The sequence below is a fragment of the Streptomyces sp. SM18 genome (genome assembly GCF_002910775.2).
GTDB lineage: Bacteria > Actinomycetota > Actinomycetes > Streptomycetales > Streptomycetaceae > Streptomyces > Streptomyces halstedii.
In genome coordinates this window covers 90,936-105,952 of sequence record NZ_CP029342.1, presented here as the reverse complement: position 1 = coordinate 105,952, position 15,017 = coordinate 90,936, and the positions used below count along the sequence as shown (strand labels likewise).

The window sequence follows — 15,017 nt, the reverse complement described above, 5'->3', positions numbered from 1 at the left end:
GGCACGGCCGGGAACGACAGCCGAGGCACCCACCAGGACGGCGAATCCGAGTGCCGTCGGAGGGCGGGCCGCAGACAGGCAGAGCGACAAGCCCACCCCGTCCACAGGCGCGTGGCGAGGACAGCCCCAGCGCCCTCAGGCAGTGCCCGCCGGCCGGCGTGCCCGTCATCCCGCTCGGCCCCCGGCAACCGCCCCGTGGTAACCGGCCCCTTGACCCCTGGCGTCCGGCCGCCCAGGATCACGCCATGAACGGTGTACGCAGCAGCACGGTCGACGGAGTAGTGGCACGCAGCGCACGGCGCACCCCCGGGCACACCGCCGTGCGGTACGCCGGGCGGGCCTGGACCTACGAGGCGCTGGACACCGCGGTCAGTACGGCGGCCGCCGTACTGACCACCGGCCACGGACTGCACCCGGGAGACCGGGTCGCCTCCTACGCGCACAACTCCGACGCCTATCTGATCGCCTATCTGGCCTGCGCCCGAGCCGGCCTGATCCACGTGCCGGTCAACCAGAACCTCACCGGCGAGGACCTCGCGTACATTCTCGGTCAGTCCGGCAGCTCGCTCGTCCTCACCGACCCCGACCTGGCCCCACGCATCCCCTCGGGATACGCGGTGCGAGCCCTGCGTGACGCCCCCGACGCACTTCTCGACGAGCTGACCACTCCCCGCTCTTTCACCCCCGAACGCGCTCCGGGCGCCGACGACCTGGTGCAACTGCTCTACACCTCCGGCACCACCGCGCAGCCCAAGGGCGCGATGATGACCCACGGTGCGCTGGTCCACGCATACGTCAGCGCCGTCACCGCTCTCGACCTGCGCCCCACCGACCGTCCCGTCCACTCGCTGCCGCTCTACCACTCCGCGCAGATGCACGTCTTCCTCCTGCCCTATCTCGCGGTGGGAGCCGAGAGCACCATCCTCGACGCCCCTGACCCGAGCCGGATCTTCGACCTGGTGGAGGCCGGCCAGGCGGACAGCCTCTTCGCACCACCGACCGTGTGGATCGGCCTCGCCAACCACCCGGAATTCACCACCCGTCGGCTGGGCACCCTGCGCAAGGCGTACTACGGGGCCTCGATCATGCCCGTGCCGGTACTGGAACGACTCCGCGGACACCTGCCGGACCTGGCGTTCTACAACTGCTTCGGCCAGAGCGAGATCGGACCGCTCGCCACCGTCCTCGGCCCCGACGAGCACGACGGCCGGATGGACTCCTGCGGCCGCCCGGTCCTCTTCGTCGAGGCCAAGGTCGTCGACGAAAAGGGCGCGGAGGTGCCCGACGGTACGGCCGGGGAGGTGGTCTACCGCTCGCCCCAGCTCTGCCAGGGGTACTGGGACAAGCCGGAGGAGAGCGCCGAGGCGTTCCGGGACGGCTGGTTCCGCTCGGGCGACCTCGCCGTACGCGACGGTGAGGGCTATTTCACGGTTGTCGACCGGGTGAAGGACGTCATCAACTCCGGGGGTGTGCTGGTTGCCTCACGCCAGGTGGAGGACGCCCTGTACACCCACCCGGCCGTGGCCGAGGCCGCCGTGGTCGGGCTGCCCGACGAACGCTGGATCGAGGCGGTCACCGCGATCGTCGTGCTCCGCGACGACGCCACCGAGAGCGAGCTGATCGAGCACGCCCGCGAGCGACTGGCCCACTTCAAGGCTCCGAAAAGAGTCGTGTTCGTGGACGAGCTCCCGCGCAACGCCAGCGGCAAGATCCTGAAACGGGAGCTGCGTGACCGGTTCTCACCGTCCGCCTGACCGGTTCTCCGAGGCACCTTCCGACCCGGCGATCCGTGACGCCCCACCCGACCCGCCTGCCCCTTCTGTGCGCACGGTCGTCAGGCGTCGGCGTCCGCCCTCACGGCCACCCGGCGGTCACGGCCGGCAGGCTGCGTGCCGCAGGGTCAGCCCCGCCTCAGCTGCCGGCTGACCGGAGATCCACGATCCGCTTGATCTTCCCGACCGACCTCTCCAGCGTCTCCGGATCCACGACCTCCACCCCGACACTCACCCCGACCCCGTCCTTCACGGCCCTGGCTATCGCCTCCGCGGCCGTCGCGCGCTCGTCGGCCGTCGCGTCCCCACGCGCCTCCGCCCTCACGGTCAGCACGTCCAGACGCCCCTGCCGGGTCAGCCGCAACTGGAAGTGCGGAGCCACTCCCGGCGTGCGCAGCACGATCTCCTCGATCTGGGTCGGGAAGAGGTTGACGCCTCGGAGGATCACCATGTCGTCGCTGCGTCCGGTGACCTTCTCCATCCGCCGGAACGTACGCGCCGTACCGGGCAGCAGCCGCGTCAGGTCCCGGGTCCGGTAACGGATCACCGGCATCGCCTCCTTGGTGAGCGAGGTGAACACCAACTCGCCCTCCTCACCGTCCGGCAACACCTCCCCGGTGAAGGGATGCACGACCTCGGGATAGAAGTGGTCCTCCCATATGTGCAGACCGTCCTTCGTCTCGACGCATTCCTGCGCGACCCCGGGGCCCATCACCTCGGACAGCCCGTAGATGTCGACCGCGTCGATCGCGAACCGGTCCTCGATCTCCTTCCGCATCTCCTCGGTCCATGGCTCGGCCCCGAAGACACCGGTCCTGAGGGACGTCGAACGGGGGTTGATCCCCTGCCGTTCGAACTCGTCCAGCAGCGTCAGCATGTACGACGGCGTGATCATGATGATCTCGGGCCGGAAGTCCTGGATCAGCCGCACCTGGCGGGCCGTCATCCCGCCCGAGGCGGGAATCACCGTGCAGCCCAGGCGCTCCGCGCCGTAATGCGCGCCCAGCCCGCCGGTGAACAACCCGTATCCGTAGGCCACATGGACCTTCTGGCCCGGACGTGCCCCCGCCGCCCGGAGCGACCGGGCCACCACATCGGCCCACGTGTCGAGATCCCTCTGCGTGTACCCCACCACCGTGGGCCGGCCCGTCGTCCCGCTGGACGCGTGGATCCGCCGGATACGGTCCTCCGGAACCGCGAACATTCCGAACGGGTAGTTGTCGCGCAGATCCCCCTTGACGGTGAACGGGAAACGGGAGAGATCCGCGAGCGTGTGGCAGTCGTCGGGCCGGACACCGGCCTTGTCGAAGGCGGTCCGATAGAAGGGGACGTGGTCGTACGCGTGCCGCAGCGTGGCCCTCAGCCGCTCCAGCTGCACCACCTCCAGCTCCTCGCGGCCGAGCCGCTCGGCGTCGTCCAGCAGCGCCGTCATGCGATGCTCCGTTCTCCGAAACCGGACGACCGATCATTCGGTCGATCTCTCTGGGAGCAGTAATTCAGGACGGAGCCCTTTCTGGCAAGGGGGGAGTCCGACCCTGTGGAAAACTCCTGACGCCGCTGCGTGTCCTCGCCCGATTCGCTGTGGGCGTATGCGTCGGCAGGCGGCCGCCGGGCCTGTTTGGATGGACGTCATGCCGACCCTCCGCGCGTACGACGGGACCGAACTCGCCTACCGCCTCGTGGGGGAGGGGGAGCCGCTGATCTGCCTGCCCGGCGGCTCCACGCGGGCGGCCGCCCGCTTCGGTGATCTCGGCGGGCTCTCCCGCATCCGCCAACTGGTCCTGCTCGACCCGCGGGCTACCGGCGAATCCGCGAACTCCGCCGACCGGTCGACGTACCACTGCGGCCGGTCCGTCGACGATGTCGAGGCGCTCCGTGTACACCTCGGTCTCCGACAGATCGACCTGCTGGCCCACTCCACGTCCGGGAACCTGGCGGCGCTCTACGCGGCGAGACACCCCCGGCGCCTGCGCTCCCTCATCCTCGTCGCGCCCGGGACACGCGCGGTCGGACTCCCCGTCACCGGCCATGACATGCGCGACGCCCCGTCCCCGCGCGACCCCGAACCCGGCTACCCGGTCCTTGTCCTCGCGGGGGAGCGCGACTCCGCTCCCAGCCCCGACCGGGCGGCAGAACTCGCCGCGCACTTCCCCGACGCCGAGTTCGCCGTCCAGCGCGGCGCGGGCCACTGCCCGTGGACCGACGACCCCGGTGCCTTCGCGCGAACGGTCACCGCCTTCCTCGACCCCGAGGTCAGCAGCGTGCGGCCCGGAGGCATCCGCCTCGCCTACCGCACCTGGGGCGATCCCGGCGCCCCACCGGTCGTGCTGGCCCACGGGCGGTGCGGCGACAGCCGGGACTGGGCGACCGTCGCCCGCGAACTCGCCGCGCACCACCGGGTGTACGCGCTCGACTTCCGCGGCCACGGCCTGAGCGACTGGCCCGGCCGCTACTCCTTCGAACTCTTCCGCGACGACCTGCACGGGTTCCTGGAGGCCCGCAACCTCGCCGGCGCGACCGTCGTCGGACACTCGATGGGCGGCGCGGCGGCCCTGATGCTCGCCGAACAGCACCCCGGACTGATCGGCTCACTCGTCATCGAGGACGCCCCGCCCCCGGTCCCCCTCGACCCGCCCCGCCCGCCCGCCGAGCGGCCCGACGGCCCGCTCGGCTTCGACTGGCCGGTGGTCCCGGCGATCGACGCCCAGCTGAACGACCCGGACCCGGCGGTGCGCGAACGCCTGGGCGAGATCACCGCCCCGACGCTCCTCATCGGCGGGACCCGCAGCCATATCGACCAACGGCAACTGGTCCTGGCGGCGGAGCGGATACCCGACGGACGGTTCGTCCCGGTCGACGCCGGCCATCTCGTGCACACCGAGAACCCGGGCGCCTTCCTCGCCGCGCTCAGATCCTTCGGCGTCGGCTGAACCCCGCCGGCCGGACGCCACGGCCGTAGAGGCTGGACGCGCCACGGCCGGAAAGAAGCCGGGCGTGGCGCTCGTATGCCGGCAACAGGCCCAGGCGCGTCGGACGCCGCCCGAGTGGATCTCCCCGGGCGTGTCGAGCCCCGTGCCACGGGCGCCGCCCGGCACGTCGTAGGCCGGTCGGCAGACCCACCCGGGCGTGTCAGGCCCGGTGCAGCAGAGTCGCGAGAGCGTCGCGCAGCACGGTCTCCGCGTCCGGTACCGCACCCGGCGAGCGCCAGGCCACGAAGGCGTCGGGACGCACCAGCACCGCGCCGTCCGTACCCGTGCCGTGCGCGGCGGCCCAGTCCGCCCCGTTCTCGGTCACCAGGTCCGCCTCCGGGCCCGCGCCGAGGGTGTACGCGTCCAGCCGGATCCCCAGCTTCTCCGCGACCCGGCCCGCCGCCGCGCGCCACTCGGTGTGGGCCGCGTCGCAGAGCAGCACGAACGACCGCTCGTAGAGATCCAGGGTCGAGAGCCGCTCACCGTCCCGGCGCACCCACAGGTGCGGGGCACGGGTGCCCGGCTCGCCCCTGAGATCCATGCCCTCCGGCACCACCGGCAGATCCGGATCGGCGCCCAGCACCGCGCCCCGGACGTACCGGTATCCCAGAGCCACCGTCAGCATGCCGCCCTTGCGCCCGCCGACCGGGCCCGGTGTGCCCGCGTAACCCGGGTGGCTGTGCTCCTGCGAGCGGGTCGAAGCCCGCGCGCTCGTCTCCCGCGCCACCGGCAGCCGCTCGGCCTCGTACGTCTCCAGGAGCCCGGGACCGGCCTCCCCGCCGACCACGGCGGCCAGCTTCCACGCCAGGTTGTGCCCGTCCTGGATACCGGTGTTCGAGCCGAACGCCCCGGTCGGGGACATCTCGTGGGCCGAGTCGCCGGCCAGGAACACCCGGCCGGCTCCGTACCGCTCGGCCACCCGCTCCGCGGCGTGCCACGGGGCCTTGCCCGTGATCTCGACATCAAGCCCGGGCGCGCCGACCGCCCGGCGGATGTGCTCGGCGCACCGCTCGTCGGTGAAGTCCTCCAGCGTCTCGCCCAGGTCGGGCTTCCACGGCGCGTGGAACACCCACCGCTCCTCGTTGTCCACGGGCAGCAGCGCGCCGTCCGCGTCCGGGTTCGTCAGGTAGCAGACGATGAACCGCCGTTCCCCCACCACGGCGGCCAGGTCCCGGGACCGGAAGGTGATGCTCACGTTGTGGAACAGGTCCCCGGGGCCCGTCTGGCCGATCCTCAGCTGCTCGCGGATCGGACTGCGCGGCCCGTCGGCCGCCACGAGGTAGTCGGCGCGCACGGTGGTGTGCTCCCCGGTCTCCCGGTCCTTCACCACCGCCGTGACGCCGTCGGTGTCCTGGTCGAAGTTCAGCAGTTCGGCCGAGAACCGCAGATCACTGCCCTGGGCGCGAGCGTGGTCGACCAGCACGGGCTCCAGGTCGTTCTGGCTGCACAGGCACCAGCCGCTCGGACTGAACCGCGCGAGTCCGCCGCCCGGGTCGATCTCCTTGAACAGCCACTCCTGGTCGTCCCCGGTGAGCGAGGCGGCCTGCAGGATGCCGTGGTTGTCCGCCAGGACCGAGGCGGCGTCACGGATCAGGGATTCCGCCCCCGCCGTCCGGAACAGCTCCATCGTGCGCACGTTGTTGCCGCGGCCCCGCGGGTGGGTCGAGGTGCCCGCGTGCTTCTCGACCAGGAGGTGGCGGACGCCGAGCCGGCTCAGGAAGAGGGAGGTGGACAGGCCCACGAGGGAGCCGCCCACGATGAGGACCGGTACACGGTGGTCGACGTTCTCGTTCATCAGTTGCTCCAGCTCGGACGCAGGACGGATGCAGTGTCCATGCCCTCGTGGGAGGGCTTCGGCGACCTCCTCACCTGAACGGTTCATAAATCTCGCGCCGTCCGGAGCGGCGTTCCACGATCGATCGCGGGAGCGATGCTCGCGATGCGGGGGCGGACAGGGCGCATCGGCGGGGAGGGGCCAGCTCCGCTTCCACTCCACCGAAACCGGACGGATGACGACGGACCACCGGACGTGGCCGTCGCACCGTCTCGAAGGAGAGCGAAAGATGACAACCCTCTCGGAACGGATATCGCAGTCCGCCTTCGACGGTTCGAGGCTCCGGGTCATATTGCTGCTGGACCTGCACGACGGCGCGCAGAACCAGTTCCTCGAGGCGTACGAGCACATGCGCAACCAGGTGGCGTCGATCCCCGGTCACATCAGCGACCAGCTCTGCCAGTCCATCGAGAACCCCTCGCAGTGGCTCATCACCAGCGAGTGGGAGAGCGCGCCGCCCTTCCTCGCCTGGGTGAACAGCGAGGAGCACGTCAAGACGGTCCAGCCCCTGCACAGCTGCGTACGCGACACCCGTTCGCTCCGCTTCAGCGTGCTGCGTGAGACCGGGCTCGCCTTCGAGAACACCCCCGAACCCGTCAAGGGCCGGCTCCAGGCCGCCCCGCGCCTGGGCGACGGCGTCGTACGCCACGCGCTCACCTTCACGGTGAGGCCGGGCACGGAGGACATCGTCGCGAAGATCCTCGCCGACTACGACTCCCCGCAGGCGAGGGTCGACGAGAACACCCGGCTGCGCCGCACCTCGCTCTTCATGCACGGCAACCGTGTCGTCCGGGCGGTGGAGGTCGAGGGCGACCTGATGGCGGCCCTGCGTCACGTCTCCCGCCAGCCCGAGGTCAGAGCCGTCGAGGAAGCCATCAACCCCTACCTGGAGCAGGACAGGGACCTCGCCGACCCGGACTCCGCCCGGATGTTCTTCACCCGCGCCGCGCTGCCCACCGTCCACCACGTGAAGGCCGGACGCCACGCTGCCGCCGACGTCCAGCGGCACGCGCTGTTCTACCAGGCCAAGGAGGGCTGCGGCATGGCCCTGGCCCGGCTGCTCGCGGGCCAGGACGAGGAAGCGGCACAGGACGTCGCCGGGCCCATCGAGAGCAGCACCATCTTCCAGCGCGACGACGTCGTGGTGCGCCTGCTCGAAGTGAGCGGCCCCCTCGACGCACAGCCCGCGCAGGCGCTCGGTATCGGCGGCGACCGCAAGGCGGCCATGCTGGGCCGGCTCCTCGAAGGGGGCGCGAACGGCCTGCCGACGACCGACCCCGAAGCGGCGCGGTTCCTCGCCCAGGCAGAGATGACCCTCATCACCGACCGTCGGGCCTCCGAGTCCTGACGTCCGTCACCGGCAGAACCGGGCACGGGCCCGCTGCCACCACCTCGCACAACGCGCCCGGAGGAGAGCATTCATGACCACGCACCGGCCTCGCATCGTGGACCTCAGCGAGACGCAGCCCAACCGCAGGCGCGGAGGAGACCTGCGCGCCATGCTCACGCCCACAGCAGTGGGAGCCACCAGCGGCTTCATGGGACTGGCCATCGTCCGCCCCGGCGAGCGCATCGGCGAGCACTACCACCCGTACTCCGAGGAGTTCGTGTACGTCGTGGACGGTCTCCTCGAAGTCGACCTGGACGGTGAGCCGCACCCGATGCGGCCCGACCAGGGCCTGCTCATCCCGCCGCACGTGCGCCACCGTTTCCGCAACGTGGGGGACGTGGAGGCGCGCATGGTCTTCCACCTCGGACCCCTCGCCCCGCGCCCCGAACTCGGCCACGTCGACACCGAGGGCACCGACGCCGGAACCGTACCGGCCGCCGAGCGCGAAGCCCCGCCAGAACGAACGGGGGCCGCGTCGTGACCCGGCGTGTCGCCGTCACGGGGGTCGGCGTCGTCGCGCCCGGTGGAATCGGCGCCCCGGCGTTCTGGGACATGCTGGCGAACGGCCGCACCGCGACACGCGGCATCACCCTGTTCGACCCCGCCCCCTTCCGTTCCCGGATCGCCGCCGAGTGCGACTTCGACCCCGTCGCCCACGGCCTGGACGACGAACTGATCGCCCGCTCCGACCGCTACATCCAGTTCGCCCTCGTGGCGGCCAGGGAGGCGCTGGGCGACGCGGGGCTCGACCTGGAGGAGGAAGACCCCTGGCGCATCGGCGTGTCCCTCGGCACCGCGGTCGGAGGCACCACCCGCCTCGAACACGACTACGTGGCCGTCAGCGGCAGCGGTGCCCGCTGGGACGTCGACCACCGGCCGGCCGGCCGTCACCTGGAGCGGGCGTTCTCGCCCAGCACCCTCGCCTCGGCGGTCGCCGAGGAGGTCGGGGCGCACGGACCGGTGCAGACCGTCTCCACCGGCTGCACCTCCGGTCTGGACGCGATCGGCTACGCCTTTCACTCCATCGAGGAAGGCCGCGTCGACGTCTGCGTCGCCGGGGCGTCCGACACCCCGATCACCCCCATCACCGTCGCCTGCTTCGACGCGATCAAGGCGACCTCCGCGAACAACGACGACCCGGAGCACGCCTCCCGGCCGTTCGACGCCCGTCGCGACGGCTTCGTCATGGGCGAGGGCGGAGCCGTCCTCGTACTGGAGGAGCTGGAGCACGCGCGAGCCCGCGGGGCGACCGTCCTGTGCGAGATATCGGGCTACGCCACCTTCGGCAACGCCTACCACATGACCGGGCTGACCAGCGAAGGCATCGAAATGGCCGAAGCCATCAACACGGCACTCGCGCACTCCCGGATCGACCCCTCGGGGATCGACTACGTCAACGCGCACGGCTCGGGCACCAAGCAGAACGACCGGCACGAGACCGCCGCGGTGAAACGGGCCCTGGGCACCCACGCCTACAAGGTGCCGATGAGCTCCATCAAGTCCATGGTCGGACACTCGCTGGGCGCCATCGGGGCGATCGAGATCGCCGCGTGCGTCCTGGCCCTCAAGCACCAGACGGTGCCCCCGACGGCCAACTACGAGACCGCGGACCCCGAGTGCGACCTCGACTACGTACCGCGCACCGCACGGCCCCTCAAACTGCGGAGCGTGCTCTCGGTGGGCAGCGGGTTCGGCGGGTTCCAGTCCGCCGTCGCCCTGACCCGGCCAGGAGGGAGGACACCATGAGCAACCCCGCACACCGGCGGTCCGTCATCACGGGGATCGGTGTCGTCGCCCCCAACGGGACCGGCACCGGCGCCTTCTGGAAGCAGACCCAGGAAGGGGTCAGCGTCCTCGACCGGGTCACCCGCGAGGGCTGTGAGAACCTTCCGCTGCGGGTCGCCGGCGAGGTCAGGGACTTCGACCCGGTCGCCTCCGTCGAGGAGCGCTATCTCGTCCAGACCGACCGGTTCACGCACTACGCGATGGCCGCCGCCGACCTCGCCCTGGACGACGCGCGCCTCGGCCGTGCCGACTACGAGGACACGCCGTTCAAGGTGGGTGTGGTGACCGCCGCCGGATCCGGGGGCGGCGAGTTCGGCCAGCGCGAACTCGAACGCCTGTGGGGCCAGGGCCCCCGCTTCGTCGGCCCGTACCAGTCCATCGCCTGGTTCTACGCCGCCAGCACCGGCCAGATCTCCATCCGAGGCGGCTTCAAGGGTCCCTGCGCCGTCGTGGCGAGCGACGAGGCCGGCGGCCTCGACGCGCTCATGCACGCCGCACGCTCCGTGCGGGGCGGTACGGACGCCCTCGTCGTCGGAGCCGCCGAGGCACCGCTCGCCCCGTACTCGGTCGTCTGCCAACTCGGCTACGAGGACCTCAGCGCCTGTGACGAACCGACCCGCGCCTACCGGCCCTTCACCGCCGACGCCTGCGGCTTCGTGCCGGCCGAGGGCGGCGCCATGCTGGTGGTCGAGGAGGAGACGGCGGCCCGCGGCCGGGGTGCCCGGGTCCGCGCCGAGATCGCCGGCCACTGCGCGACCTTCACCGGCGCGGGCCGCTGGGAGCAGTCCCGCCAAGGGCTGGCCCGAGCCGTCGAAGGCGCCCTGCGCGAGGCCGGCTGCGCTCCCGAGGAGATCGACGTCGTCTTCGCCGACGCCCTCGGCGTCCCCGCCGCCGACCGGGCCGAGGCGGGGGCACTCGCCGACGCACTGGGCGCGCACGGACGGCGCGTCCCCGTGACGGCGCCCAAGACCGGCATCGGCCGCGCCTACTGCGGAGCGCCCGTACTGGACGTCTCCGCGGCCGTGCTCGCCATGGAGCACGGTCTGATCCCGCCGACGCCCAACGTCTTCGAGGTGTGCCACGACCTCGACCTGGTCACCGTCCGCGCGCGCCCCGCACAGCCGCGGACGGCGCTGGTGCTGAGCCGGGGCCTCATGGGCTCGAACTCGGCCCTGGTACTGCGGTGCCCCACCGACACCCCCGACTGACAAGGAGCGACCCGATGCCGGACCGACTGACGTACGAAGAACTGTCCGCACTGATGAAGAGCGGCGCGGGCCTCACGGTCGACGCGTCGGAGATGGAGAGCAGTCCGGGCTCGGCCTTCGAGGAATACGGCCTCGACTCACTGGGCCTGCTCGGCATCGTCGCCGCACTCGAGAACCGCTACGGACGACCGCTGCCGGCCGACGCCGACCGGTGCAAGACGCCCGGCGAGTTCCTCGACCTCGTGAACACCACCCTGACAGGAGTCTGACGTGTCCGGACACACCGAGAACGAGATCACCATCGCCGCCCCCCTGGACCTGGTCTGGGACATGACGAACGACCTCGAGAACTGGCCCCAGCTGTTCAGCGAGTACGCCTCCGTCGAGGTGATCCGGCGCGAGGGGCAGACGACCACCTTCCGGCTCACCATGCACCCCGACGACAACGGCAAGGTGTGGAGCTGGGTCTCCGAGCGCACCACCGACCGCCGCGCCCGCACGGTGGACGCGCGGCGCCTGGAGCCCGGACCGTTCCAGCACATGGACATCCACTGGGAGTACGAGGAGGTCACCGGCGGAACCCGGATGCGCTGGCGCCAGGACTTCGCCATGCGGCCCGACGCCCCGGTCGACGACGCGTGGATGACCGACAACATCAACCGCAACTCCCGCGTCCAGATGGAACTCATCCGCGACAAGATCGAGCAGCGCGACCGCGAACGGCGCTCCGCCTCCGTCCCGGCCAACTGATGCCCCGAAAGGCAGCCAGATGCACCACGCACTGATCGTCGCCCGGATGGCCCCCGACTCCGCCCCGGACATCGCCGAGCTGTTCGCCGCCTCGGACAACACCGAGCTGCCCCATCTGGTGGGGGTCAACCGGCGCACCCTGTTCCAGTTCGGGGACGTGTACCTGCACCTGATCGAGTCCGAGCGGCCGCCGGGCCCGGAGATCGCCAAGGTGACCGAGCACCCGGAGTTCAAGGCCGTCAGCGACCGGCTGACCGCCTATGTGAGCCCCTACGACCCGCAGACCTGGCGCGGCCCCAAGGACGCCATGGCGCAGCAGTTCTACCGGTGGCAGCGGGACGGCTCCGGCTGACGCTCCGGAGACCGCCCCGGGCCCGGCACTCAGGTGCCGGGCCCGGGGCGGTCCGCGTACCGGAGTGGGTCAGTCCGGTACGACGCACTCGAAGGCGTGCAGATACGCGTTGACCGGCCGGACCTCGCCGATCTCCAGACCGGCGTCGCCGATCCGGGTCACCAGGCTCTCCCTGGTGTGCTTCGCACCGCCCACGTTGAGGAGCAGCAGAAGGTCCATGGCGGTGGTGAACCGCATCGAGGGGGTGTCGTCGACGAGGTTCTCGATGACCACCACCCGGGCGCCCGGACGGGCCGCCGCGACCACGTTCGCCAGCGTCCGGCGGGTGCTCTCGTCGTCCCACTCCAGGATGTTCTTGATGATGTAGAGGTCCACCTCGAACGGGATGCCGTCACGGCAGTCACCGGGCACGATCCGCACCCGGTCGGCGAGCGCGCCACCCTCCCGCAGCCGTTCGTCCGCCCGCGCCACCACACCGGGCAGGTCGAGGAGGGTGCCGCGGACCGAGGGATGCTTCTCCAGCAGGCTCGCCAGGACGTGACCCTGGCCCCCGCCGATGTCGGCCACCGAGGACACTCCGGTGAGGTCGAGCAGTTCGGCGACGTCCCGCGCCGACTGCACGCTGGACGTGGTCATGGCCCGGTTGAACACCTGGGCGGACTCGCCCGCGTCCTGGTGGAGGTAGTCGAAGAACCCCTTGCCGAACGCCTCCGGGAAGACGCTCGAACCGGAGCGCACCGCGTCGTCGAGCCGCGGCCAGACCTCCCAGGTCCAGGGCTCCGTACACCACAGGGAGATGTACCGCAGGCTGTTCGGGTCGTCCTCGCGCAGCAGGCGGGACATCTCGGTGTGGGCGAACGTCCCGTCCTCCGTCTCGCTGAAGACGCCGTAGCAGCACAGCGCGCGCAGCAGCCGCCGCAGGGGAACCGGCTCGGTGTTCACGGACCGGGCGAGATCCTCGGCCGAGGCGGGTGCCTCGCCGAGGGCGTCGGCGACGCCCAGCCGGGCCGCCGCGCGCACGGCCGCGGCACAGGCCGCTCCGAACGCGAGCTCCCTCAGCCGCATGGCCGGCGGCGGGGCCTGAGCCGCGGCGGAGGGAACCGTGGGTGTGGTGACGGGTGAGGTGAGGGGGGTGGTCTCGGGGGTGGGACTCACGGTGGTCATACCGTCTCGATTCTCCTGGTGCGGTGGCGGGCCGTTACTCGGCACACATCCCGGCCGGTACGGACGTCCCGCACTCGTTGCTGACGAAGGTGTTGCCCGTACCGGAGTCGTCCCGGTCGGCCAGGTCGGCCGGCTGGTTGTCCCGCACGAGGTTGCCGCTGATGGTGTTGTCGCTGTTCAGCGCGCCCACGAAGCTCTTGAACAGCAGGATCCCGCCGGAGAGCGGGGTGGTGCCGACGTTGCCGCGCACGACGTTGGACCGGACGACCGTCTTCTCGCTGCCCGTGAGCACGATGCCGGATCCCTGGATGGCCGTGAGCCGGGGAGTCGCCGGGCAGAACTTGTTGTTCTCCAGGATCCGGTTGCCGCTGACCGTCATCGCGCCCGCCGCCGGCTTGGACTCGTCGCCGACGACGAAGACCCCGCTGCAGTTCCCGGTGATGTCGTTGTCGTCGATCACCAGGTTCCGGACGCGCCGGGCGGTGACCCCGATGCGGTTGCCGTCCAGCACGTTCTGCCCGATCCGGGTGCCCCGGGTGTCGGTCGCCCCGCCCTCCTCGGTGACCGAGTTCGCGACGAAGATCCCGGCGTCGCCGTTGCCGGTGGCGGTGTTGCCCCGGAAGTCACCGCGGGTGGAGCGCTCCTGCGCGATGCCCCAGGTGCCGTTGCCGCTCGCCGTCACACCGGTGACGGTGAGCCCGTCCGTCCAGGACGCCCAGACCCCGTTCCCGGAGAAGCCGGACACCGTCAACGACCGGATGGTCACCTCGTCGACGGTCCGGCTCGCCGTGCCGACCACGCAGATGCCGTTGCCGTCCGCCGCGCAGGAACCGGCGGTCTTCGCCTGGGTGGCCGGTGGCATGATCACGGTCTGCCCGCCGGTGCCGCGCAGCGTCAGACCGGGCTTCGTGATCAGGACACTCTCGCGGTAGACGCCGGGCAGGACGAGGACGGTGTCCCCGGCGTTCGCGGCGTCCACCGCGCGCTGGATCGAATCGCCCGGTCGCACCGCGTGGTGCCCCGGTACGGACGCGGCGGAGGGGACGGCCGCGAGACCCAGGGCCGTGGCGATCGTGGCCCCCGCCAGACAGGTGATGTGTCTTTTCCTCATGAGCCGAAGCTAGGGGCGATCACGAGCCACTGCCACGCTTGGTGAGCATATGACCACATGGCGTGCCCGAATGGCTTACGTGGACGCCTGGCCCCGGCCGGCGGGCCGCGTCCGTGCCCGCCGCGCGGGACCGCGCGGGCGACCTCCGCCGACGCGGCCGCCCACACGCCCGGGCAGGGCGGGGGCGAGCCGTAACGTGGCCCCCATGACGGGCGAACGCGATCTTCGAACACTTCTGCGCGGCATGCGACCGGAACTGAACCCTGGCCGCTACGTCTTCACCACCCGGGAGAGCGGCCAGGTGCCGTCCGGCGTCACCCCCGTGGTGACCGTCGCCGAACCCGAAGGGCTGACGCTCGTCCTCCCCGAGCACCAGGCCGTCGCGTCGCGGCTGCCGTACGACTTCGTGGCCGGGTGGATCACCCTCCGCGTCCACTCCGCCCTGGACGCCGTGGGGCTGACCGCGGCGGTCTCCCTCGCCCTCACCGACGCCGGGGTGAGCTGCAACGTGGTCGCGGGACACCACCACGACCACCTGTTCGTCCCCTACGAGCGGGCGGCCGAGGCCGTCGGAGTGCTGGAGGCGCTCGCCCGGGAGTCCTGAGCCCGCGCCCTGAGCGGACAGCTCGTCGCCTCCGGGCCCGGCCGGCCCCGAGCCGTCGGGCCCGCCCGGCTCCGCAAC

14 protein-coding genes are annotated in these 15,017 nt (G+C 71.5%); 10 read left to right on the top strand and 4 right to left on the bottom strand.

From position 1 onward, the window contains the following. Window positions 1–245: 245 nt before the first annotated feature. A complete protein-coding gene (locus B9S64_RS00470; RefSeq protein WP_103493038.1) occupies window positions 246–1,754 on the top strand; it encodes an acyl-CoA synthetase in 1,509 nt (502 codons plus the stop codon). Window positions 1,755–1,911: 157 nt separating this feature from the next. On the opposite strand, the gene paaK is transcribed toward B9S64_RS00470, so the two are convergent. Then, entirely contained in the window at window positions 1,912–3,204 is a 1,293-nt protein-coding gene (gene paaK / locus B9S64_RS00465) for a phenylacetate--CoA ligase PaaK (protein ID WP_103493039.1), read from the bottom strand. Between the two features lie 199 nt (window positions 3,205–3,403). Between paaK and B9S64_RS00460 the strand changes: the two genes are divergently transcribed. Continuing rightward, the gene (locus B9S64_RS00460; protein WP_103493040.1) at window positions 3,404–4,702 is read left to right on the top strand and encodes an alpha/beta fold hydrolase; all 1,299 of its coding nucleotides are present in this window, start codon (window positions 3,404–3,406) and stop codon (window positions 4,700–4,702) included. A 199-nt stretch (window positions 4,703–4,901) separates the two neighbouring features. Here B9S64_RS00460 and B9S64_RS00455 read toward each other — a convergent pair whose 3' ends face one another. Then, the gene (locus B9S64_RS00455; RefSeq protein WP_103493041.1) at window positions 4,902–6,536 is read right to left on the bottom strand and encodes an FAD-dependent monooxygenase; all 1,635 of its coding nucleotides are present in this window, start codon (window positions 6,534–6,536) and stop codon (window positions 4,902–4,904) included. A gap of 268 nt (window positions 6,537–6,804) precedes the next feature. On the opposite strand from B9S64_RS00455, the gene B9S64_RS00450 reads away from it, so the two are divergent. The 7 genes from B9S64_RS00450 to B9S64_RS00420 all read left to right on the top strand — a co-directional run bounded on the left by B9S64_RS00450 (window position 6,805) and on the right by B9S64_RS00420 (window position 12,060). Further along, a complete protein-coding gene (locus B9S64_RS00450) occupies window positions 6,805–7,923 on the top strand; it encodes a SchA/CurD-like domain-containing protein (RefSeq protein ID WP_103493042.1) in 1,119 nt (372 codons plus the stop codon). Between the two features lie 73 nt (window positions 7,924–7,996). Beyond that, on the top strand, window positions 7,997–8,446 hold the full coding sequence (locus tag B9S64_RS00445; RefSeq protein WP_103493043.1) for a cupin domain-containing protein: 450 nt from the start codon (window positions 7,997–7,999) through the stop codon (window positions 8,444–8,446). Next, entirely contained in the window at window positions 8,443–9,711 is a 1,269-nt protein-coding gene (locus tag B9S64_RS00440) for a beta-ketoacyl synthase (RefSeq protein WP_103493044.1), read from the top strand. Before B9S64_RS00445 ends, B9S64_RS00440 begins: the two co-directional genes overlap by 4 nt. After that, entirely contained in the window at window positions 9,708–10,958 is a 1,251-nt protein-coding gene (locus B9S64_RS00435) for a beta-ketoacyl synthase N-terminal-like domain-containing protein (RefSeq protein WP_103493045.1), read from the top strand. Before B9S64_RS00440 ends, B9S64_RS00435 begins: the two co-directional genes overlap by 4 nt. Window positions 10,959–10,972: 14 nt before the next feature. Beyond that, the gene (locus tag B9S64_RS00430) at window positions 10,973–11,227 is read left to right on the top strand and encodes an acyl carrier protein (RefSeq protein WP_103493046.1); all 255 of its coding nucleotides are present in this window, start codon (window positions 10,973–10,975) and stop codon (window positions 11,225–11,227) included. 1 nt (window position 11,228) lies between these two features. Continuing rightward, window positions 11,229–11,708 carry an SRPBCC family protein gene (locus B9S64_RS00425; protein ID WP_103493047.1) on the top strand — a complete coding sequence of 160 codons (480 nt, stop codon included), beginning with the start codon at window positions 11,229–11,231 and terminating at the stop codon, window positions 11,706–11,708. 19 nt (window positions 11,709–11,727) lie between these two features. Then, on the top strand, window positions 11,728–12,060 hold the full coding sequence (locus tag B9S64_RS00420; protein ID WP_103493048.1) for a TcmI family type II polyketide cyclase: 333 nt from the start codon (window positions 11,728–11,730) through the stop codon (window positions 12,058–12,060). Between the two features lie 69 nt (window positions 12,061–12,129). Here B9S64_RS00420 and B9S64_RS00415 read toward each other — a convergent pair whose 3' ends face one another. Continuing rightward, entirely contained in the window at window positions 12,130–13,224 is a 1,095-nt protein-coding gene (locus tag B9S64_RS00415; RefSeq protein WP_103493049.1) for a methyltransferase, read from the bottom strand. 34 nt (window positions 13,225–13,258) lie between these two features. Continuing rightward, window positions 13,259–14,335, bottom strand: coding sequence for a nitrous oxide reductase family maturation protein NosD (locus B9S64_RS00410; RefSeq protein WP_103493050.1), 1,077 nt, complete (start codon window positions 14,333–14,335; stop codon window positions 13,259–13,261). A 205-nt stretch (window positions 14,336–14,540) separates the two neighbouring features. Between B9S64_RS00410 and B9S64_RS00405 the strand changes: the two genes are divergently transcribed. Next, on the top strand, window positions 14,541–14,939 hold the full coding sequence (locus tag B9S64_RS00405) for an ACT domain-containing protein (protein WP_103493051.1): 399 nt from the start codon (window positions 14,541–14,543) through the stop codon (window positions 14,937–14,939). The last annotated feature ends 78 nt before the right edge of the window (window positions 14,940–15,017 follow it).